The organism is Rhizobium sp. Leaf384 (assembly GCF_001424065.1).
Classification (GTDB): Bacteria; Pseudomonadota; Alphaproteobacteria; order Rhizobiales; family Rhizobiaceae; genus Ferranicluibacter.
The window spans coordinates 394,748-416,459 of record NZ_LMQE01000006.1 but is presented as its reverse complement, the minus strand read 5'-3'; the positions used below and the strand labels follow the sequence as shown (position 1 = coordinate 416,459).

The 21,712-nt window shown below is 61.5% G+C and carries 15 protein-coding genes; 4 read left to right on the top strand and 11 right to left on the bottom strand.

Annotated elements, in window-relative coordinates:
• Positions 1-65: 65 nt before the first annotated feature.
• The 7 genes from glgB to ASG25_RS15445 all read right to left on the bottom strand — a co-directional run bounded on the left by glgB (position 66) and on the right by ASG25_RS15445 (position 12,061).
• Positions 66-2,276, bottom strand: coding sequence for a 1,4-alpha-glucan branching protein GlgB (gene glgB, locus ASG25_RS15475; protein WP_062475568.1), 2,211 nt, complete (start codon positions 2,274-2,276; stop codon positions 66-68).
• Positions 2,273-5,587 carry a maltose alpha-D-glucosyltransferase gene (gene treS, locus ASG25_RS15470; RefSeq protein WP_062475869.1) on the bottom strand — a complete coding sequence of 1,105 codons (3,315 nt, stop codon included), beginning with the start codon at positions 5,585-5,587 and terminating at the stop codon, positions 2,273-2,275. Before treS ends, glgB begins: the two co-directional genes overlap by 4 nt.
• 33 nt (positions 5,588-5,620) lie before the next feature.
• Entirely contained in the window at positions 5,621-8,869 is a 3,249-nt protein-coding gene (locus tag ASG25_RS15465; RefSeq protein WP_062475565.1) for a maltotransferase domain-containing protein, read from the bottom strand.
• A 107-nt stretch (positions 8,870-8,976) separates the two neighbouring features.
• The gene (gene malQ, locus ASG25_RS15460; protein WP_062475562.1) at positions 8,977-10,833 is read right to left on the bottom strand and encodes a 4-alpha-glucanotransferase; all 1,857 of its coding nucleotides are present in this window, start codon (positions 10,831-10,833) and stop codon (positions 8,977-8,979) included.
• A 184-nt stretch (positions 10,834-11,017) separates the two neighbouring features.
• Positions 11,018-11,530 carry a ferritin-like domain-containing protein gene (locus tag ASG25_RS15455; RefSeq protein WP_062475560.1) on the bottom strand — a complete coding sequence of 171 codons (513 nt, stop codon included), beginning with the start codon at positions 11,528-11,530 and terminating at the stop codon, positions 11,018-11,020.
• Positions 11,531-11,630: 100 nt separating this feature from the next.
• The gene (locus ASG25_RS15450; protein WP_062475557.1) at positions 11,631-11,813 is read right to left on the bottom strand and encodes a hypothetical protein; all 183 of its coding nucleotides are present in this window, start codon (positions 11,811-11,813) and stop codon (positions 11,631-11,633) included.
• Between the two features lie 8 nt (positions 11,814-11,821).
• Positions 11,822-12,061: a hypothetical protein gene (locus ASG25_RS15445; RefSeq protein WP_062475554.1), complete on the bottom strand. Its 240-nt coding sequence runs from the start codon at positions 12,059-12,061 to the stop codon at positions 11,822-11,824.
• Positions 12,062-12,447: 386 nt separating this feature from the next.
• Here ASG25_RS15445 and ASG25_RS15440 point away from each other — a divergent pair, with 386 nt between their 5' ends.
• Positions 12,448-12,969: a DNA starvation/stationary phase protection protein gene (locus ASG25_RS15440; protein WP_062475550.1), complete on the top strand. Its 522-nt coding sequence runs from the start codon at positions 12,448-12,450 to the stop codon at positions 12,967-12,969.
• 99 nt (positions 12,970-13,068) lie between these two features.
• Here ASG25_RS15440 and rfbA read toward each other — a convergent pair whose 3' ends face one another.
• The 4 genes from rfbA to rfbC are packed head-to-tail and all read right to left on the bottom strand — an operon-like array spanning position 13,069 to position 16,518.
• Positions 13,069-13,944, bottom strand: coding sequence for a glucose-1-phosphate thymidylyltransferase RfbA (gene rfbA, locus ASG25_RS15435; RefSeq protein WP_062475547.1), 876 nt, complete (start codon positions 13,942-13,944; stop codon positions 13,069-13,071).
• A 19-nt stretch (positions 13,945-13,963) separates the two neighbouring features.
• Positions 13,964-14,848, bottom strand: coding sequence for a dTDP-4-dehydrorhamnose reductase (gene rfbD / locus ASG25_RS15430; RefSeq protein ID WP_156379874.1), 885 nt, complete (start codon positions 14,846-14,848; stop codon positions 13,964-13,966).
• A 5-nt stretch (positions 14,849-14,853) separates the two neighbouring features.
• Complete coding sequence (gene rfbB, locus ASG25_RS15425) at positions 14,854-15,918, bottom strand: dTDP-glucose 4,6-dehydratase (RefSeq protein WP_062475541.1); 1,065 nt, start codon at positions 15,916-15,918, stop codon at positions 14,854-14,856.
• A gap of 21 nt (positions 15,919-15,939) precedes the next feature.
• On the bottom strand, positions 15,940-16,518 hold the full coding sequence (rfbC, locus tag ASG25_RS15420; RefSeq protein WP_062475538.1) for a dTDP-4-dehydrorhamnose 3,5-epimerase: 579 nt from the start codon (positions 16,516-16,518) through the stop codon (positions 15,940-15,942).
• 429 nt (positions 16,519-16,947) lie between these two features.
• On the opposite strand from rfbC, the gene ASG25_RS15415 reads away from it, so the two are divergent.
• The 3 genes from ASG25_RS15415 to ASG25_RS15405 all read left to right on the top strand — a co-directional run bounded on the left by ASG25_RS15415 (position 16,948) and on the right by ASG25_RS15405 (position 21,710).
• Positions 16,948-18,804: an ABC transporter ATP-binding protein/permease gene (locus tag ASG25_RS15415; RefSeq protein WP_062475533.1), complete on the top strand. Its 1,857-nt coding sequence runs from the start codon at positions 16,948-16,950 to the stop codon at positions 18,802-18,804.
• Positions 18,805-18,923: 119 nt separating this feature from the next.
• Positions 18,924-19,838 carry a glycosyltransferase family A protein gene (locus tag ASG25_RS15410; protein WP_162242198.1) on the top strand — a complete coding sequence of 305 codons (915 nt, stop codon included), beginning with the start codon at positions 18,924-18,926 and terminating at the stop codon, positions 19,836-19,838.
• A 108-nt stretch (positions 19,839-19,946) separates the two neighbouring features.
• Positions 19,947-21,710 (top strand): alpha/beta hydrolase, encoded by a 1,764-nt coding sequence (locus tag ASG25_RS15405; RefSeq protein WP_156379867.1) that lies wholly within the window; start codon positions 19,947-19,949, stop codon positions 21,708-21,710.
• The last annotated feature ends 2 nt before the right edge of the window (positions 21,711-21,712 follow it).

Sequence of the window (21,712 nt, the reverse complement as noted above, 5' to 3'; positions counted from 1 at the left end):
CTGCCGTCAATGGCAGGTGGTCTCTTGGTGTCGCGACCGATTGGCGCATCGCATCCGGTCTCGGTTCAGGCCTTCGATCGCCAGCGCAGTAGGATTGTCGACAGCGGGGGAAGGGTCAGCGACAGGGACTGCGGCTTGCCATGGGCGGGGTGCGGCTCCGTCCAGACCTCGATATTCCCGAGGTTGGAGCCTCCGTAGACCCCGGCATCGCTGTTGAAGACCTCTTCCCAAGAGCCGTCGACTGGGACGCCGATCCTGTAGCCATGACGCGGCACTGGCGTCATGTTGGAAACGGCGAGGATCATGGACGTCCGGTCTTCGTTGAGACGCAGCATGCCGAAGACCGAGTGCTCGGCATCATCCGACACCGCCCAGTCGAAGCCTTGCGGATGCAGGTCACCGTATTGGAGCGCCGGCTCTGCCGCGTACAGACGGTTCAGGTCGCCGACAAGCCGCTGAATGCCGGCATGCTCCGGCCGGTCCAGCAAATCCCAGACAATCGAACCATCATGGTTCCATTCGGTCTCCTGCGCGATCTCCCCGCCCATGAAGAGAAGCTTCTTGCCTGGGTGGGCCCACATGAAGCCGAAGTAGGCGCGAAGATTGGCGAGTTTCTGCCAAGCGTCGCCCGGCATCTTGCCGAGCAACGAGCCCTTGCCGTGAACCACTTCATCATGAGAGAGCGGGAGCATGAACCTTTCGGAATAGGCGTAGACCATTCCGAACGTCATCTGCCCATGATTGTAGCGACGATAGACGGGGTCATCCTGCACGTAGTGCAGCGTGTCGTGCATCCAGCCCATGTTCCATTTGAAATCGAATCCGAGGCCACCCTGTTCGACAGGCTGCGTCACGCCCGGCCATGCGGTTGATTCCTCGGCGATCATGAGCACGTTCGGGCACCGTTGATGGACGATGCTGTTGAGGTGCTTGAAGAATTCGACGGCTTCCAGGTTCTCGCGCCCGCCATACTGGTTGGGGATCCACTCGCCTGCCTCGCGGCTGTAGTCGCGGTAGAGCATGGAGGCGACGGCATCCACGCGCAGGGCATCGACGTGATACTCCTCCAGCCATTCGAGCGCGCTGGCGATCAGGAAGCCTTTTACCTCATTGCGCCCGAAATTGTAGATCAGCGTGTTCCAATCCTTGTGGAAGCCTTCGCGGGGATCCTCGTGCTCGTAAAGCGCCGTACCGTCAAAACGGGCGAGGCCCCAGACGTCTGTCGGGAAATGCGCCGGCACCCAGTCGAGGATGACGCCGATCCCGGATGCGTGGCATCGATCGACGAAATACGCAAAATCCTCCGGCGTGCCATAGCGCCCTGTCGGAGCGAAAAGGCCAAGCGGCTGATAGCCCCAGGATCCACCGAAGGGATACTCCATGATGGGCAGAAGTTCGATATGGGTGAAGCCCAGGCGTGCGGCATAGGGTATCAGGCGCTGGCTGAATTCGATCCAGTCCAGCGAGCGGTTTCCATCCTCGGCAATCCGGAGCCAGGACTCCAGATGGACCTCATAGACCGATATGGCGGCTTCCCCATCGCGTGTTTCCGCCTTGCGGCGCATCCAGTCGTCGTCGGTCCAGGGATAGGGCGAGGCGGAGGCGACGATGGAGGCGGTGGCAGGGGCTGCCTCGCTTGCTCGTGCCACCGGGTCCGCCTTCTGCGGCAGAAGATGGCCAGACGCATCGATGATCTCGAACTTGTAACGTTCGCCCTTGCCGAGGCGCGGAATGAAGATTTCCCAGACACCGGCGGATGGGCGGAGCCGCATCGGATTGCGGCGACCGTCCCAAGCGTTGAAATCGCCGACGACCGAGACGCGTCGCGCGTTCGGCGCCCAGACGGCAAACCGCACACCCTGAATGCCGTCGACCTCGGTGACCCGTGCGCCAAAGGTCCGGCCAAGGCTGTAGTGTGTGCCCTGCGAGAAAAGATGCAGATCGAGATCCCCGAGCAGCGGACCGAAGGCGTATGGGTCCTCGGTTTCCTGCACGGCGTCTGGCCAGGTGATCCGCAAGCGATAGCGGGGCTGGTCGGTCAAGACAGCGAAAAGTCCGCCGGGATGGACCAGGTCAAGGTGGGCTGTCACCGCGCCGCTGGACGGATCGAGGAGATCGATCCCGACGGCACCCGGCATCAAGACACGCACGATGGTTCGGTCCGCGTGGGGGTGAGCGCCGAGCACGGCGAAAGGGTCGCCGTGGCGGCCCTCGACGAGAGCGGTAACGGCATCATGATCGATGCCCTGAAGAAGATCGAGGCGTTCCAGCATCAGGAATTACTTTCCGAAAGTCTGCGGACGATGGCCGAGAAGCCAGCGAGCGGGATGGGCAGCCATTTCGGCCGGTTACGAGCTTCGTAGGCGATTTCGTAGGCGGCCTTTTCCAGGAGGAAAAGGTCGAGGACGCGCGTGCTGACGGTGTCGGGCATGCGCAGATCGTCGGACATCTTGGTGACAGCGAAGTAGCTCGACAGGAAGGCGTCCTCCGCCTTTTCGATGAAGGCCCGAATGAGCAGGGTTCGTCGATCGCCATTCTGGTCGGAGGCGCCGTTGTGGTCGCGTTCCGCCGTTGCGGCGAGATAGCTCAAGGATCGCAACAAGCCTGCAACGTCGCGAAGAGGATTGGTCTTCGCACGGCGCTCGTCGAGACCGCGGGCCGGCTCTCCTTCGAAGTCGATGATAAAGGCATCCGAATCCGCGACCAGAATTTGACCGAGGTGGAAATCGCCATGATTGCGGATCATCAGCGTGTCCGCTGCGGCATCCGCAAGGGCCCCGATGGAGGCAAGCAGCGTTTCCCTTCCATCGACCAGCGTCGTGATGTCGCCGCCGAGCGACGGATCGACATCGCCGCGTGCACGATCGAGGATGGCGAGACCTTCGGAAATCTGGCCGACCACCTGGTGCCGCAAAGCTTCGACATCGGTCTTTGCAGCATGAAGCGGCGAGAAGGCTTCATCCTCTGTGGGCGTCGCCAGGGCGACGTGAAGTTCACCAAGACGCGTGCCAACATTGCTGACGAAATCCATCAGCGGGAGGAACAGGCCGTCCTGACCGTCGGTGCCAGCGCTTTCCGGTGTCGAGGCCAAGGCGTCATCGAGCGTGCGGCGCAAGGTGTCGAGCATCCAGTTCCAGGCGTCGCCCTGGTTGCGGATGGCGCCCTGAATAATGATGAGCGTCGAACGCTCGCCATCGGGCGCGATACGGGCGATTTCGCCGAGCAGGGGCGCCGTGTTTGCATAGCCGACGCTGGTCAGGTACCGCGTCATTTCCACTTCGGGGTGGATGCCCGGGAAGATATGGCGGATGAGCTTGATCATCGCGACATCCCCGACGATCAGGGAGCTGTTCGATTGCTCGGCCGACAGCCAGTGGATCGGCAGGTCGTCGGGAACGTCGATGCCGTCAAGCTCGTCGGACCCGATAAACTCCAATGTGCCGCTGCGCCCGGAGATCTGTGTGCGCTCGCTCAGCCCCTTGAGAACCCCGCGGGCAAAGGCGTCGACCGCAAAGCCGTCGGTCAGGAAGCCGACGCGGCGTCCCTGGCGAATGCGTGTCAGCGCCAGTTGCTGGGCAAGGGCCGACGGATTCGTGTCATCCCAGGAAATCGCGAGCGGCAGCATGTAGGTTTCGGTGTGCCCTTCAAGCTCGGCCTCAAGTTCGCCAAGCAGGATATCGTGCGGGAATCCCATGGGAATCGCGCTGACGATCGTTGCGCCGTGCAGCGTTTCGCCCTTCGAGCCGAACCAACGGCGTTTAGCGAGATAGGATGGCAGCACATCGCGCGACAGAATGCGCGCCAAACGCGGCTCGTCCACCACCTCCAGGAGGTCGCGACGAAGAACCATCGTTGCAAAGTCCGGCAACTGCTCCGGCGGATCGTTGCGCCAGATCGGTCCATCGACTTCGGCCACGAGCTGGAACCAAAAGAACCCGTACGGCGGTAGCGTGAGAAGATATGTCAGCTGGCCGATCGGCGGAAACGGCGACATGCCGGTCATCTCGATCGGTACCCGGTTCTCGAATTCGGACAGATCAAGCTCCACTGCCTGCGGCAGGCGCGAGAGATTGAAGACGCAGAGGATCGTGTCGCCTTCATACTCGCGAAGATAGGCGAGAATCTTGCGGTTGCCCGGCTTCAGGAAACGTTGCGTGCCGCGACCGAACGCAATGTGGCGCCGGCGAAGCGCCAGCATGTGCCGGGTCCAGTTCAGCAGCGAATGGGCATCGGCCGCTTGCGCCTCGACGTTCACGGCCTCGTAGCCATAGAGCGGGTCCATGACCGGCGGCAGAACGAGACGGGCGGGGTCGGCGCGCGAAAAGCCGCCATTCCGATCCGGCGACCACTGCATCGGCGTTCTCACGCCATCGCGATCGCCGAGATAGATGTTGTCCCCCATGCCGATCTCGTCGCCGTAATAGATGACGGGTGTTCCGGGCATGGAGAGAAGAAGCGCGTTCATCAGTTCGACACGGCGACGATCGCGCTCCATCAGCGGTGCGAGACGACGACGGATGCCGAGATTGATGCGGGCTCGCCGGTCCGCGGCGTAGGTGTTCCAGAGATAATCCCGCTCTGCATCCGTCACCATTTCGAGCGTCAGTTCGTCATGGTTGCGAAGGAAGATGGCCCACTGGCAATTTTCCGGAATGTCCGGCGTCTGGCGCATGATGTCGGTGATCGGGAATCGATCTTCCTTGGCGATCGCCATGTACATGCGTGGCATCAACGGGAAATGGAACGCCATATGGCATTCATCGCCGCTGCCGAAATATTCGTTGGTATCCTCGGGCCACTGGTTGGCCTCGGCCAGAAGCATGCGGCCGGGGTGGCTGGCATCGAGCGCGGCCCGGATGCGCTTCAGGATGTCGTGCGTTTCCGGCAGGTTCTCGTTGTTCGTTCCCTCCCGCTCGATCAGATAGGGAATGGCATCCAGGCGGAAGCCGTCGATGCCGGTCTCCAGCCAGAACCGCATGACGGACAGCAGCTCTTCCATGACCTTGGGATTGTCGAAATTCAGATCCGGCTGGTGAGAATAGAAGCGGTGCCAGTAATAGGCGCCGGCGACTGGATCCCAGGTCCAGTTGGACTTCTCGGTGTCGAGAAAGATGATGCGGGTTTCCGGGAATTTCTGGTCCGTGTCGGACCAGACATAGAAGTCGCGCTCGGGCGAACCGACCGGCGCGTTGCGGGCGCGCTGAAACCACGGATGCTGGTCGGACGTATGGTTGATGACCAGTTCGATGATGACGCGGATGCCCCGCTCGTGGGCGGCGTCCACGAAGGCGCGGAATTCCTCCATTGTCCCATAGTCGGGACTGACGTCGCCATAGTCGGCGATGTCATAGCCGTCGTCGCGACGCGGGGAGGGGAAGAACGGCAGAAGCCAGATCGCGGTGACGCCGAGCGTCGCGATATGGTCAAGCTTCTCCTGAAGGCCCTTGAAGTCGCCGATACCATCGCCGTTTCCATCGTGAAACGACTTGATATGCAGCTGGTAGATGATCGCGTCCTTATACCAGAGCGGATCAGAGGAGCCGCTCTCGGCATGCGTCTGCGGACGGGTGCCATCCTCGTCTTGCATTTGATCTGTCAGCATATCCATAGCCGTTCCTCCCTATCGGACGCGCCAAATGCCGAACGGCATGGAGGGGTCGAGACGGATGCGTTGTATCTTGCCGGTCCAGGTGAACGCCCGGTTGGCGATGACGTCTTCCATGGGAAGCGATCCGTTGTCCGGAAGGTTCCATGACCAGAGGGGAACCTCGCAATCGGCTTCCTGCACATTGTGGGGATCGAGGCTGATGGCGACGAGAAGGACGTTTTCCCTGCCTGCGCTGGCTTTCTCGAAGAACAGGATATTGTCGTTCAAAGCTGGCAGGAGCGTCAGGCCAAGATGCGAGTGCAAGGCCGTGTTTTCGCGGCGGATGCGGTTCAGAAGGGCAATTTCGTTCTTGATATGGCCCGGACGGTCATAATCCCACGCGCGGATCTCGTATTTCTCGCTGTCGGCATATTCCTTGCGCTTGGCGTCCGGCCGGCCTTCACAGAGCTCGAAACCGTTATACACACCCCAGAGACCGGACAGCGTTGCGGCAAGCGCCGCGCGGATGAGATAGGCCGAACGCGGTGCGTTCTGCAGGAAGTCCGGGTTGATATCGTGCGTGTTGACGAAGAAGTGGGGACGGAAGAAGTCCTTCGGCGCCTCGGTCGTGATCTCCCGCATGTATTCTTCGAGTTCCCACTTCGCGTTTCGCCAGGTGAAGTAGGTGTAGGATTGCGAGAAACCGACCTTGGCCAGCCGGTACATGACCTTGGGCTTGGTAAAGGCTTCCGAAAGGAAAACGACGTCCGGATGGCGTCCGCGAATGTCGGCGATCATCCACTCCCAGAACGGAAACGGCTTCGTGTGGGGGTTGTCGACGCGGAAGAGCTTGACGCCCTGGTCGACCCACACCTGAACCACGTCGCGCAACGTCTCCCATAGCGCAGGGACCGCGTCCTTCGCGTAGAAATCGACGTTGACGATATCCTCGTACTTCTTCGGAGGATTTTCGGCGTAGCGGATGGTGCCGTCGGGTCGCCAGTCGAACCAGCCGGGGTGGCCCTTCAGCCAAGGATGGTCCGGCGAGGCCTGGATCGCCAGGTCGAGCGCGATTTCGAGGCCGTGATCGGCCGCAGCCGAAACAAGCCGCCGAAAATCCTCGAAAGTGCCGAGTTCCGGGTGAATGGCGTCATGGCCACCCTCCGGGGATCCGATGGCGTAGGGGCTTCCGGGATCGTTCGGGCCGGGTGTCAGGGTGTTGTTGCGACCCTTGCGGTTCGTCGTGCCGATCGGGTGGATGGGCGGAAAATAGAGAACGTCGAAACCCATGTCGCGGATGGCGGGAAGCCGGCCGATGACGTCGTCGAACGTGCCGTGACGATTGGCATCACCGCTCTGCGAGCGTGGAAACACCTGGAACCAGCTGGCAAAGCCTGCAGCCTTGCGTTCGGCGTCCACCGGGATAACGGCGGAACGAACGCTGAAGGGCCGCCGATCGGCGCGTGCCAGAAGCGCGAAGGTCTCCGGCGACAGCAGCAGCTGTGTCTTCTGTTCAGCATCGCTTCCGGCAAGCGTCGCCAGAAGCGTTTTCAATTCCGGTTGGACCCGCTGCGGCCCGTTTTCGGCCGCTGCCTTGATCAGGTTGATGCCTTCCTGGATCTCGAGCGTCAGATCGAGGTTGACCTCGTGCTTCTTGCCGAGCTCGTAGCGGAAGATTGCATAGGGATTGCGCCAGGCTTCCAGGACATATTCGTGCCGACCCATCCGCTTCAGCGTAAATTCCGCCTTCCAGCGGTCGTTGACCACGAACTGCATCGGGACTTCGGTCCACTCCTGCGTGTCGACCGGACGCCAGAGAAGAACGGCTGCCAAGGGATCGTGGCCGTCGCCAAAGATGTCGGCTTCCACTTTCACGATATCGCCGACGACGCGCTTCACCGGGAAGCGGCCTTCGTCGACCGCGGGGACAACCTTTTCGATCGCCAGCCGCGCCGTCGCTGCCGCCGCCCGCGCGTCCATTGCGGCGCCCGGCATCAGAATCGGGTTTGACACGGAGCCTTCGAAGATGCGGAGCTCGCCGGGCGCGAGCCGCATGTCGGCATCGAGCGCGCGTTCGGGTCGCGCCACGTCGCAAAGCGGCAAAAAGGCGGACGCCGCCTCCCGGATTGCATGGAAGGGAACGGTGGCGCTGCGACGGAGATCGCGATTGCAGACGATCACGCGCACCTTCTCCGCTTGGCGGAGGTCTGCGTGGTCCCCTTGCACGAGGGCACTCACAGGGGTGGCGCTGCCGGAAATGAGCGTCATTGGCGTGGTGCGCGACAATGTCGACGCCGCCAGTTCCTCGTTGATGGCACGAATATGGGAGGACATGTCGAAAGCGCCCTGGGCTTTCATGCCATGAAGGCCGCTCCCGTGGCCATGCATCGGGTCGAGGGGCGTGGCTGCCCCGAACTCAAAGCCCATGGGGATGAGGATGCCGCGGCCGACGGTGGCAGAGAGCGCAAGCGTTCGTATCGCCCGACGTTTCAGGACCTCGCTGCTTTCCGTACCATGTGCGATACGCTTGGCGAACGGGGCTTCCGGAAAGGCGATCTGATAGGCGAAGTCGCGCTGCAACTCGTATTCGTCGAGAAGCCAGCGATCCTGCAGGTTCCACCATGCCAGCGACGAGAAAACGCCTTCGAAACCTGCTTCGGAGAGGCCCTTGCGGTCCCCAAACGACGTTCCCGGCGTCCAGGCAAGAAAGCGGACCTGCGACTGGCGCTGATGGACATTCGCGATAAGCTGTGCCCACGCTTCTTTCGACAGGGCTGCTATTCCGACGCAGCGGAAACCCTCGATCCCAGCTTCGGCGAGCGCCAGAAGACGATCCGTCCATGTCGCAACCAGCGCCGCTTCCGTATGCTCATCCTGTGTGCCCGTCAGACGGCCGCCGAAGACGGTTGGCGAGATGCGCGGATCGACCGGGGCGCCGGGTGCCGGATGCGGTTCCGCGTCGTGCCCGACGACAATATCCAACATCAGGGACAGACCATGTCGTCGTGCCGCTTTGACCAGAGTGGACACACCGTCAGCGACGCTGTTGCCGAATCCGAGCTCCGGGTTCAGAGCTTCGTAGCTTGCGGTCATGAAAACGCTTGTCGCTTCGCCCTTTTGGAAGAGAGGAGCCGAAAGAACGGTGTCAAAACCGAGGTCTGCCGCATGGGCAAAGACCGCGTCCCACGCCTCCGCCCCGCGCATATGCAGGGGGTGGACGTAGTAGATCCGCGGCGGGGTGACGACAGATGTGCGTGCTTCGGCAAGCGAATGAACATTCATGGGCTGTCTCGCGTTGTTTCATCGAGAACCTTGCAAGCCCTAAGCTTGTTCCACGTCGTCTTGCCGAACATGGCGAAACGCAGCGCCTTTCCTATGCCGAACGGACGCTAGGAGCGCGGACGTTCCTCCTGCATGACGGCCGAAATCGCGACAAGAAGGGGCGCCTGGGACAGGGCTTCGAGTGCGACGGACAGCTTGGGCTTCCAGTTCGGATAGCTGTCGCTCGTTCCCGGAACATTCGTCGGTTTCTTCTCGCCGGTCATGTCGGCAAGGCGCACCGCTGCCAGTGCCGATCCGGTCCTGGCAATGAAACGGTGGGCATCGACCACAAGTCCTGTCAGGGCCTGATCGGGTGCCGCATCCGATGGCAAGCGCGCCGGCTGCTCGATGCCGGCTTCGTCCAGCGCGCGAACGAGGTCTTTGCGCTCTTCTTTCCGCTCTTCATGATGCGCCTGGGTGATATCCGCCGACAAGATGCCATGATCGGCACGGGTGGCAATATCGGCGCCGCGCCACCAGCCCGCCATTGTCTGGTGATCATGGGTGGAGATGCAGGCAAGTGACAGCGCTGGATACGCCTCCGCCGGTTTGAAGCCATCTTCCGTGCGCTCATAGGAGAGAATGCGGTAGGAGAGGATGCGTGCTTCGGCGAGATCATCCTGCAGCCCGTCTGGAAGCACGCCGAGATCCTCGCCGATGACGAGACACGCGTGACGGCGGGATTGCTTCGCCAGAATGTCGAGAAGGTCCCGCTCCGGATAGGTGACATAGGCTCCGCCATCCGGCTTGAGATCAACCGGAACCAGAAACAGACGGCGGAGCGCTGCGGCGTGATCGATGCGAATGGCGCCTGCATAACGCATGGCCGCGACGACCATGCGTTGGTAGGGCGACGGATCGCCTTGGGTCATGGCGGCAGGCTGGAATGCGGCGAGGCGCCAATCCTGTCCATCCGCAGCGAAGGGATCTGGTGGGCTTCCGACGGTGGCGGTCGAGATGTAGAGGTCACGCTCGCCCCAGGTGGCCGACCCATCAAGCGCTTCGCCAACAGCGAGATCGAGATACAGACCGACCCGCATGCCTGCGGCTTCGGCGGCTTTTGCCGCCACATGAAGCTGGCAATGTGCCAGCCATTGCAGCCACATATGAAAGCGGATCTCGTGCTCATGCGTGTCTGCGAAGGCGACAACATCAGGGTTTTCGGGGTTCTTGTAGCTGTCGGGCCAGGAATGCCATCCGGCGCCGATGCCACGATCCGCCATGGTGAACGACAAGGCCTCGAAAAGGGCATGAAGGCGGAGCGGGGCCCCCTCCCGCTCGACGAACGTCTCGAAGTCCTCCGCTTTTGCCTGCCCGTTCCTGTCCGGCGTCCAATCGGCCCAGATCTTGCGTAAGGCCTCCAGTTTCAGGCGGCAGACGCCGGCATAGTCGACGTGGGCCTTGTCCCTAAGGCCCGCTGCCATGCGCTCGATGTCGGGATCGGCTTTATAGCCCGGAACCTGGTCAACGGCGATATAGAGAGGATTGAGTCGCTGACGGCTGGAGGGTTCATAGGGGCTGCAGCGTTCGGGATCGGCGAGGAATGGCGCGTGGAGCGGGGTCAGTCCGATAAAGTCGGCGCCAAGCGGTCCGAAGATGGCCGCGATATCACAGAGGTCCTGAAAGTCCCCAATGCCCCAGTTTCGCGACGAACGCAGGCTGTAGGGTTCCAGGGTGATCCCCCAGACGCGCGTGCTCTCCAGGAAAGCGGGTAGATAGGACGCAGGGAGGTTCTTTGGTGTTGTCGACGTTTGCGTGGGTGGGGATACCTCCGGTTGCCCGAGAGCATCGATGTCGACGTTCAGTGCAGCGAGGATCTTGATTTTGGTCTCGGTCGAGACGGCGACGTCCTTCTTTTCGGGGCTCGGTCGCGTCTCGCCGATACCGTACTGGCGTGCGAGTTCGTCGATGGTCTCGGGCTTCATGGGATGTCGCTGCCTCTCGCGGTGGACCTGGTAGGGTGTGAAGGAGACCTAAGGCGGTCCCGCCGGATGGCAAACGGTGTTCCGCTGTTTCGTGCCAACGTGTCCGCTGTATTTCCGTCGCAAGGACAGAGCCTGCGCAAACCGCGTGTTCGCGCGTCGGCAGGCCCTTTCCCGTTGGTCGCGATCAGATCTTTGCGGATTGCCCGGACTCTTTCAGAGAGGCGAAGGTGACGGTGACCTCGCGCAGATTGGCATCGAGCCAGCCAGCCATCGCAATTTCTTCGTCAAGATTGCTGCGCAATGCCGGGACCGCATTGGGGAAGCCGCCAAGCTCCGCTACCGTAATGAGCGACTTGTAGGCTGCAATCTCAAAATTCTCGAAGGCAAAGTTGGCAAAGGAATTCTTCAGGATCTCGTCGCCGGCAACCGAATGGCCAAGAGCTGCCATCGCGCCCGTGAAGGAAAGCGCCATGTCTTTCAGAGCCGAATGGCTTTCGGCAAGCTCGTCGAGAAGGGTCTCGATCCGAGTGATCTGACCTTCCGTTTCGCGGATGTGCTGTTGAAGCCGATCGGCGACCTGAGGATAGTTTTCGATCCGGGAGACCTGGGGTTTCATGATGGAGAGCGCCTGGTTCTCCATCGCATGGGCATTCTTAAGGCCCGTGACGAAAATTGTACGGATATCGGTGTCGGCCATGCCGTGCTCCTTCTCGAATAAAGAGCCGCCGAACCGTGGGACACGCGGTAAGTTCCCGCAGATGACACGGGAAAGCCGTCCGCTACGTCAGAGTGAGAGCTTAATGGCTGGTTGCCGCCTTGGCCTGGCGCATTGCGGCCAGATATTTCTCGCCGGGACGAGAGGCCATGGCGGCGACCTTGATACGGGTTTGTTCGCGGTGGGCTTCTGCACGCTGACGGGCAGCTTCGCCTTGCGCAATCAGAATCCGCACACTTTCCCGCAATTCGATCTGCTTATCCATCGCATACCTCATGCTGCTGCAAGATCGGCAACCTCGCCGAACTGGATGATCAAACGGGGCTCGCTCATATCCCCCGATTCTTCGTCCACCTTGACCGCATAGGCCGCTACGCCGGGGAAGCGCGCGGACATGGAGGTGGCGATCTTCTCCGCACTGACAGCGTTCGATGCCTGTCGCATTTCGCCGGGAGCGACGCCGCCGCGAACCTTCTTGAAGGGCATGACGATGAACTTCTCTGCTGTTGCCATCTCGATCATCTCCTGATTTGTTCTCTGTATGTTCTGTTTTGGCGCGAAAGTCAAATGATCTCTTTCGACGCCTCCTCCATGTTGCTGTTCGGAAGTTGAAGCATGAACCTTTCGGCTGCGGCGGCAGCGTGCCAGACCGCAAAAAACCAGAACAAAGATTCCTCTCGCGCCTGGGAACTTTTGCAGCGGAAATCTGTTACCGCGTGAGCGTCTTACCGACCTCAGCCAGCGCGCCTTGGCAGAGTGTGAAGGCTGTCATGTCCCGAGCACTGCGCCGTGCCGTCGAAAAGGATCACATCTGCCGATCCCTGACATCGGTCGATCGACAGGACATCTCGATGGACCAAGCTCAGATCCTCTCAATACACAGACAAGGAACAGGACAAATGGACCAGTCCGTAAAATCGCGCCGCAAGGCTGACCTGAAAACCCCAACGGGCCTTTCGCAGGAGGGCGTGAAAGATATCTCGGGCGGTGCTTCGGCCCTGCTTGCCGATGTCTTTGCCCTGTATCTCAAGACGAAAAACTTTCACTGGCACATGTCCGGCGCAAATTTCCGGGACTATCATCTGCTGCTCGACGACCACGGTGCGGAACTGCTGGCGATGACCGACCCTCTGGCTGAACGCGTCCGCAAATTGGGTGGCTCGACCCTGAAGTCGATCGGCGATATCTCCCGCCAGCAGCGCATCAAGGACAACGACGCCGATTTCGTTCATCCGCACGAGATGCTGGCCGAATTGCGCGACGACAATGGCGCCTTGGTCCAGAGCATGCGGGAGCTGCACGATACCTGTGACGAACATGGTGATGTTGCAACGGCAAGTCTGCTGGAAAACTGGATCGATGAAGGGGAGAAGCGGGTCTGGTTCCTGTTCGAGATCCTTCGGGGCACCAACGCGCGTTAAGAGGCCGTTGAGCCAAAAACTTAAAAAGGCGCAGGCCGTTCAGCCTGCGCCTTTTTCGTATGATCCGGCGTTATCGCCGGCAAGGCTGGGGCGTAGCCCTCAGATCCTGCCGTCCTTCAGGCGCGACAGGAGATACTTGCCATAGGTGCTCTTGCCGAGCTTCTTGCCAAGAACTTCCAGCTGGTTGGCATCGATGAAGCCGCTGAGATAGGCAATTTCTTCCGGGCAGGCGATCTTGAACCCTTGGCGACGTTCCAGCGTCGCGACGAAGTCACCGGCATCCAGCAGGCTGTCGGGCGTTCCCGTATCGAGCCATGCATAGCCGCGGCCCATGAGTTCAACGTTCAGGTCACCGCGTTCGAGATACGCCTTGTTGACGTCGGTGATCTCCAGCTCGCCGCGCGGCGAAGGCTTGAGATTGGCGGCGATGTCGATGACGTCGCTGTCATAGAAATAGAGGCCGGTGACGGCCCAGTTGGACTTCGCCGCCTCGGGCTTCTCTTCGATCGAGAGCGCCTTCATGCCCTTGTCGAACTCGACCACGCCATAGCGTTCCGGGTCGGCGACGTGATAGGCGAAGACGGTGGCCCCCTTGGTACGCGCGCTGGCGCGGGCGAAAAGGTCGGTGATACCGTGACCGTAGAAGATGTTGTCGCCGAGGATGAGGCAGGATGGATCGGACCCGACGAAATCCGCGCCGATGATGTAGGCCTGCGCGAGACCGTCGGGAGACGGTTGTTCGGCATAGGTCAGGTTGATGCCCCAGGCGCTGCCGTCGCCCAGAAGGCGCTGGAAGTTCGGCAGGTCGACGGGTGTCGAGATGATCAGGATGTCCCTGATGCCGGCCAGCATCAGCGTGGACAGCGGATAGTAGATCATCGGCTTGTCGTAGACCGGCATCAGCTGCTTGGATGTGACGAGCGTCATCGGATGCAGTCGCGTGCCGCTGCCGCCGGCGAGAATGATACCCTTCATCGAATTACTCCTGATAAAATCATGCCTCGAGGATGCGGGCGACGACGATTTCGGTTGCCGGGCGCCAATCCTGAAGGACGACGCCATGGATGGATGACAGCTTGGTGCCGTCGAGCTGTGAATTGGCAGGACGTTTCGCCGGCGTCGGATAGGCGCTGGACGGGATGGGATTGACCGTCGCGGATGGGCCATCGCGTTCCGCCGATAGGCGGAAGATTTCGGTTGCGAACTCCGCCCAGTTGGCCTGACCGGCATTGGTCAGGTGGAACGTGCCGCGCAGGGCTGCATCCTTGCTCTTCAGTAGGTTGTCGGCGACCTTGAGCACGGCGTCCGCGATATCGAGTGCAGATGTCGGGCAACCGACCTGGTCGGCAACCACGTTCAGTTCGTCGCGGTCGACCGCCAGACGCAGCATCGTCTTCACGAAGTTTTTGCCATAGGGGCTGTGAACCCACGCGGTGCGCAGAATGGCGTGGTTCGGCGTTGCAGACGCAACAGCCTTTTCGCCGGCGAGCTTCGAGCGGCCATAGGCGCCGATCGGCGCGACTGGATCCGTCTCGACATAGGCGCCTGTCTTGGTGCCATCAAAGACATAATCGGTCGAGATGTGAACGATCGGAATGTCAAGGCCGGCGGCCGCCCGTGCCAGCGCGCCTGGAGCCTCGCCATTGACCTTTGTCGCCAGGTCTTCCTCGGTCTCTGCCTGGTCCACGGCCGTATAGGCGGCCGCGGAGATGATGATGTCCGGTCGGATGGCGGCAATCGCGGCGCCGAGGGTCTCGGGGGCACCGAAGTCTACCTCCGGCCGTCCGAACGTGACGATGGCGATATCGGGACGATCGGCGGCCCGCTCGATGATCGAGCGGACGACCTGCCCTTCCTTGCCGGTAACGAGATAGGTCAGGGCCATCAGGAGGCCTTCGTCTGCGTCTGGATGAGACCGAGACGGCCGCCGTCATAGCCATCGCGCAGCGGCTTCCACCACCACTCGTTTTCCAGATACCAGCGCACGGTCTTCTCGATTCCGGTGTCGAAGTTTTCGAGGGCCTTCCAGCCCAACTCCGTTTCCAGGCGCGTCGCATCGATCGCATAGCGGGCGTCGTGTCCCGGACGGTCGGTGACGTGCTCGATCAGCTTGGCGTGCGGCGCGCCCTGCGGACGTAGCGTGTCCATGAGTTCGCAAACGCGATGCACGACGTCAATGTTGCGCCGCTCGTTCCGGCCGCCGACATTGTAGGTCTCGCCGACCTGGCCGCGTTCGGCGATCAGATCCAGCGCGCGGGCGTGATCCTCCACATACAGCCAGTCGCGGATATTGGCGCCGCTGCCATAGACCGGCAGCTTCTTGCCGTGCATGGCGTTCAGGATGATCAGCGGGATCAGCTTTTCCGGGAAATGGTAGGGCCCGTAATTGTTCGAGCAGTTGGACACGACGATCGGCAGGCCGTAGGTGCGCTGCCAAGCTTTCGCCAGGTGGTCGGACGAGGCCTTGGAGGCCGAGTAGGGCGAGCTCGGATCGTAAGGTGTCGTCTCCGTGAAGAGACCTTCGTCGCCGAGCGACCCGTAGACCTCATCGGTGGAGACGTGAAGGAAACGGAAAGCGTCCTTGGCGTCTGCTTCCAGCGTGTTCCAATAGGCCCGGGCGGACTCGAGCATCGTGAAGGTGCCGATCACGTTCGTCTGGACGAAGTCGGCAGCACCGGTGATCGAGCGGTCCACGTGGCTCTCGGCTGCGAGATGCATCACGCGATCCGGGCGGAAGGTGTCGAAGGCTTCCTGGATCGCACTGCGATCGCAGATATCGGCCTGCAGGAACCTGTGGTTGGCCTGGTTGCTGATGCTCTCGAGAGAGGTCAGCGTCCCTGCGTAGGTGAGCTTGTCGATCGTCAGAACGTCGTAGCCCTTTTCAAGGACAAGATAACGGACGACGGCCGAACCGATGAAGCCGGCACCTCCGGTAACAATAACACGCATATTGATCGGTTCCTGACTGGTTTACGAGTTGGCGTTGGCGCCGGTGTAGATGAAGCTTTCCTTCAGGTCGGCAAGCATCGGCTGAAGGGTGTCCTTCTTCGAGAGAACGGGCGTCTTGGCAACATCGGGCCAGACGATGCCGATGGCCGGATCGTCCCAGCGAAGTCCGCGGTCGTGCTCTGCGCTGTAGTAGTCGGTCACCTTGTAGCTGACCTCGGTGGCCGGGACCAGTGTGCAGAACCCATGGGCAAAGCCGGCGGGGACCCACAGCTGGTGGCCGTTCTGCGCCGTCAGTTCGGCACCGACATACTGGCCATAGGTCGGCGAACCGACACGGATATCGACCGCAACGTCGTAGATGGCGCCGGCAATGCAGCGCACAAGCTTGCCCTGAGCACGTGGTTCGAGCTGGAAATGCAGACCGCGCACCGTCCCGGCGTCTGCTGAGAGCGACTGATTGTCCTGACGGAATTCGACTTTGGCTGCCTGCTCCTCGAACAGGGATTGGCGAAACGTTTCCATGAAGTAACCCCGGTCGTCGCCGATCTTATTCGGCTTGATCAGGACCACGTCGGGGATCGAGAGGCGCTCAAAATTCATCCAAATTTCCATCTGTCGTTGCTAATGCAGGTCTGTCTGTCGGCGGCACTTGTACCAATTGAACTGTGCATCTTTCAAGACACCCTGTCAGAACGAGGCATATGCAAGAGACGAGCCATGTCGAAATCATAGCATTTTACCCCGTCTTTGCGCGCTAAACTGCGTTTCTTCCCACCGGATCGCCTAATAACAACGCAATCGGGATGAAGCTCAGGACGGCCCACGCTGCGAGTTCCCCTGCGGAGGCAGACAACATGCGGGATGCCTGACGCGCCCGCTCGGAAAGCGATCTCTGACGACATCAAGTTCTTATTTAAGCGACAATGGTCAGGAAGCGGCAAGGTCGCCGCTTCATGGTCGTTTTCCCGTGGGAGAGATTGCGGTCTGCGCTATAGTTTAGCGTGACGTAATTGGAAGAAAGCTGCCGACATGCCGCATCGCAGGGACGCTCGCAACAGGCCGACAGAGGGCGCCAAAGCACGTGTGGCAGAAGGCGCCACGGGTGCAGCTGCAGGGGAACTCGAGGAAGAGCAGTCGCTTGGCCAACAACTCCGGATGATGCAGCAGGCATTCATGGCCTCGCCGTCGCGACGCATCATCCTCCTTCTGGCGGCCGGTCTTCTCACCGTCATCGTTGCGATTGCCATCGGCCAAATCTTTCTCAATCGTTGGTACAAGCCGTTCTACGATACGTTGGAACGACGCGACCTTCCGGCATTCCTCGGGCAATTCGTCGTTTTCGGTCAGATCGCGGGGGTCATCCTTGTCCTCAATGTCATCCAGACCTGGCTGGGACAATGGATCAAGATCAAGTTGCGGGAGGGCCTGACGCGGGACCTGATCACGGAATGGATGAAGCCGACGCGGGCCTTTCGCCTTGCCAATGCCGGTTCGCTCGGCATCAATCCGGATCAGCGCATTCATGAGGATACACGGCATCTGACAGACCTGACGGCGGGCCTCGGCATCGGGCTTGTCCAGTCCGGCATTCTCCTGGTCAGCTTCATCGGGGTGCTCTGGTCCCTCTCGGCCGGGTTCGTCTTCCGTTTCCAAGGCTATTCGATCGCCATTCCCGGCTACATGGTCTGGGCCGCTATTCTTTATGCCGGTATCGCTTCCTGGCTGAGCTGGCTGGTCGGACGGCCGCTCGTCAAGCTGAACGGCGAGCACTATCAACGCGAGGCGGCGCTCCGCTTTTCGCTCATGCGGGTCAACGAGCATATCGAAGCTGTCTCCCTCTCGGGCGGCGAAGCGAACGAGAAGCGCCGGATCGAGCGCGATCTGGCCTCCGTGCTGGAAATCAGCCGTGGCCTGATGTTCGCCATGACGCGCCTTACCTGGGTGACGGCGGGCTATGGATGGGTAACGGTCATTGCGCCGATCGTCATTGCTGCGCCGGTGTTCTTTGCGGGAAACCTGTCTTTCGGCGGCCTGATGATGGCCGTCGGTGCGTTCAACCAGGTCCATGCTTCGTTGCGATGGTTCGTCGACAACATCCAGGCCGTGGCAGACTGGCGCGCGACCCTGTTGCGGGTTTCCGCCTTCCGCTCCGCCATGCTGATGACCGACGAGCGCTACGAGAACGACAAGCGGATCGTCTATGCCGCGCCAAACTCTGGCAGTATCGTCATGGACGATCTCGCAGTGGCCTCGCCTGCTGGCAGCGTCAAGCTTGCCGACACGCATGTCGAGATCATGGCTGGAGACAGGGTGCTGATCACCGCGAGGACCGACGTCGACAAGAGCTCCTTCTTCCGTGCGATCACCGGGCTCTGGCCCTGGGGTCGCGGGCGGCTTGCGCTGCCGCCGCCAGAGAGCATGGCGTTCATTCCTCGCGCACCCTATTTTCCACCGGGAACCGTCGCGGAAACCTTGATCCATCCTGCAGCGCCGGACCGTTTCCCGCGCGAGCAACTCGCATCCGTGTTGACCCGTGTTGGGCTCGATCGCTTCGTTGCGGCTCTCGATCAACCGCTGCAATCTCAGGTGAAACCGACGGAAGCGGAGTTGCGCCTGCTCGCCATTGCCCGGCTTGGCCTCCACAAGCCGCGCTGGATCGTTATCGAGGAGGTGCTCGACACGCTCGATCCAGACACCTATCAGCGCGTCGTCACCTTCTTCATGGTCGAGACGGCCAAGGCCGCAATCGTCAATATTGGTCGAGTCCAGCCCAACGATGTGTTCTTCAAGCGTGTCCTGCACCTGGAAAATGATCCGGGCGGCAAGACGCTGAAGCGCCTGCAGCCCCGAAGCCTGCGGACGCACGTGACGCATCGCGACGGTTAGAGGGCCTTTTCGCGCCGCTATTAAGGGGACATTGGCGAATTCGCGCTATGTCGAGAGCGAGAACCCGAAAGGGCAAACGTCATGATATCCGCGCTCCGGCGCATCGGGGGACGCTCGACGTGGAAGGATCGTTGCATCACCGCTTCTCCCTCGTGGTGGCCACCCTTGGTCGCGTCGAGGAGATCGAGCGCCTTCTGATCTCTCTCGCGGCCCAACAGCGCCGGGACATCGAAGTCCTGTTCGTCGACCAGAATGGCGATGAGCGACTGACGCCCCTTCTGGCGCGTTTTTCCGACGATCTCGACATCGTTCATATCCGCTCGCCAGAAAAGGGTGTGTGTCGTGCCCGAAACCGCGGCGCGAGGCAGGCCCGCGGCACATGGCTGATGTTTCCCGACGATGACTGCTGGTATCCCGCGGACTTTTTCCGGTCTCTGGACGCCCTGATGGCCGCCGCGCCTGCAGACATCTATAGCGGCCGCCCGACGGACATGGAGGGACGGACGATTATGGGGCGTTTCGCCAGCGAGGCCGTGACCCTGACGCGGGACACGGTATGGGACACGCTGATGGAATGGATCGTCGTCGTGCGGCGTCGTGTCTTTGAAGCCGTAGGAGGCTTCGATGTGGCCCTCGGGCCGGGGTCGGGCACGATCTGGGGGGCACATGAAATCCAGGACATGGTGCTGAAATGCCTGGAGACGGGAGCGACCGGGCGCTATTTCCCAACGCTCAATGCGCATCATCCCGAAGATCACGGCGATCGACGCACGTTCGACAATGCGCAGAAGATGTATCGATACGGTGCCGGACTTGGTTACGTGCTTCGCCGGCATTCTTTCCCGATGAGACGCTTTCTGCCGGAATTGGTGCGCCCGCTTGCTGGTATGATCCTCTACGGGGCTCAGCGGGATTGGGCCATGGCGCGCCGCTCCCGCCATCTCTTCCTCGGCCGTTTGCAAGGCTGGCGTACAGCGCCTCGCCGACAGACCAACCGGCCGCCGGTTCTCGAGACCGGCCGTCCACCCGTGTAATCAGCCACGAGCAATAACCAGATTCTAGACTGACGAGCCCCGCTCGGAGGTGCTTCCAACCAACGGAACCAATGTGCAATGTCTGCCGTCAGCATGGATACCATCGCGATGCCGTGTTCTGCAGGCCAGCCCGTCACGTTCGAAAACACCATTGGCCTTTACACACCGGCACAAGGGTTGGCGACGCGGGCAGCCGTGCTGTTCGTCAGCCCCTGGGGACTGGAGGAACTGTGTGTGCACAAGGCCTGGCGCGAGCTTGCCGATCGTCTCGCGTCAGTCGGTGTTGCAAGCCTGCGCTACGATCATCCCGGTACGGGCGATGCGCTGGACATCTCCGTGCCCGCCGGTCTCGAACCCTTTGCCGCGACAGCACTGGCGGCGGCACGGAGACTGCGTGATCTCACCGGTTGCGACCGTCTGGTGGTGGTGACGCAGGGTTTCGGGGCCTTACCCATTCTCGCCCTCCTGCAGGCACAGGATTCATCGTTTCAGCCGGAAGGTGTCGCTTTTCTTGCCCCTGTCACCCATGGACGGCGCTATCTGCGGGAGTTGTCGCTGTGGTCGAAGGTCGTCGATGAGGGCCTGGGTCTGCCGCCGGGCAGCAGTGGGCTGAACACGTCGATAGCCGGGCTCGTCATGGAGGACAGCGTTGCCGCCGCGGTGCGCAGTGCGGATCTCAGGGCTTTCGAACCGCCGGCCTCGATCCGCTTTTTCATTGCGGAACGCCCGCAATCCGACATGGATGCAGGCTTTTCCCGCCAGCTGCAAAATGCGGGGGCGGATGTTACCCGCGTGGACTTCGAGGGGTATTCCGATCTCGTGTCGAACCCCATTACTGCCGAGGCGCCCATTGCCGTCTTCAAGGCGCTGACGACGTGGATCCTCGGCTTCGATCTCTCAAACGCCAATGGAGGGCCGGGTCCGGGCATGCCGTCTTCCGGCGTCCTCGACGGCAGCGACTTCATCGAATGTCCCATGCGGTTCGGTGCCGGCGACCGGCTGTTCGGTGTCCTCTGCACGCCTGCCAATTCCATTCCCGCGGGCACCGCCTTGCTGCTGGGCACGGGCTACGATCGCCAGTCCGGCTGGGCCCGGTCGACCGTCGAGACCGCGCGCTTTCTGGCGGTTTCCGGGATCGCGTCCTTCCGGTTCGATGCCGCCGGCATCGCCGACAGCCCTCCCGTACCGAACGGAGAGGCGCAGGTGCTCTATTCGCCCGGTCAGATCGCCGATGTGCGCGCGGCGCTCGATCGCATCGAGGCCATCGGTCTGCCCGATCCGGTTTTCGTCGGCCGGTGCAGTGGTGCTTATCTCGCGTTCAACGCCGCGTTGGCCGACCCGCGTTGCCGGGGCGTGATCGCCGTCAATATCCTGACCTTCGCCTGGGATCCCCGCGACGATGTCGACCAGATGGTTCGCTACAACCCGCGTTCCCTGGAAGATTACAAGCGACGCGCCTTTCGCATGGAAACCGCCTACAGATTGATCTCCGGCAAGATCGACGTGCCGCGCGCGGCCGGCAATCTTCTGAAGATCGTGGCACGTCGCGTTTCGAAGGTGGTAGCGCCGGTGATGGGATCGCTGTCCGTCGACGCGAAGCTTCGCACTGGCGTACACCGCGCGTTCCGGCAGCTGCGCGAGCGCCATGTCCCGGTTTCGCTCGTCTACAGCGAAGGCGACATCGGATTGGCGCGACTCGGACAGCATTTCGGCCGGGACGGCCAGCTCCTGGCGCGCTACCCAGATGTCTCCCGCTTCCTGCTGGCCGACGCGGACCACAATGTGACGCCACCCGCTGCACGCAGCGTGTTGCGCCACCACATCCGCGATACGATCCTCGCGTTCACATCCTCCACGCGCAAGGTCGGATAAGC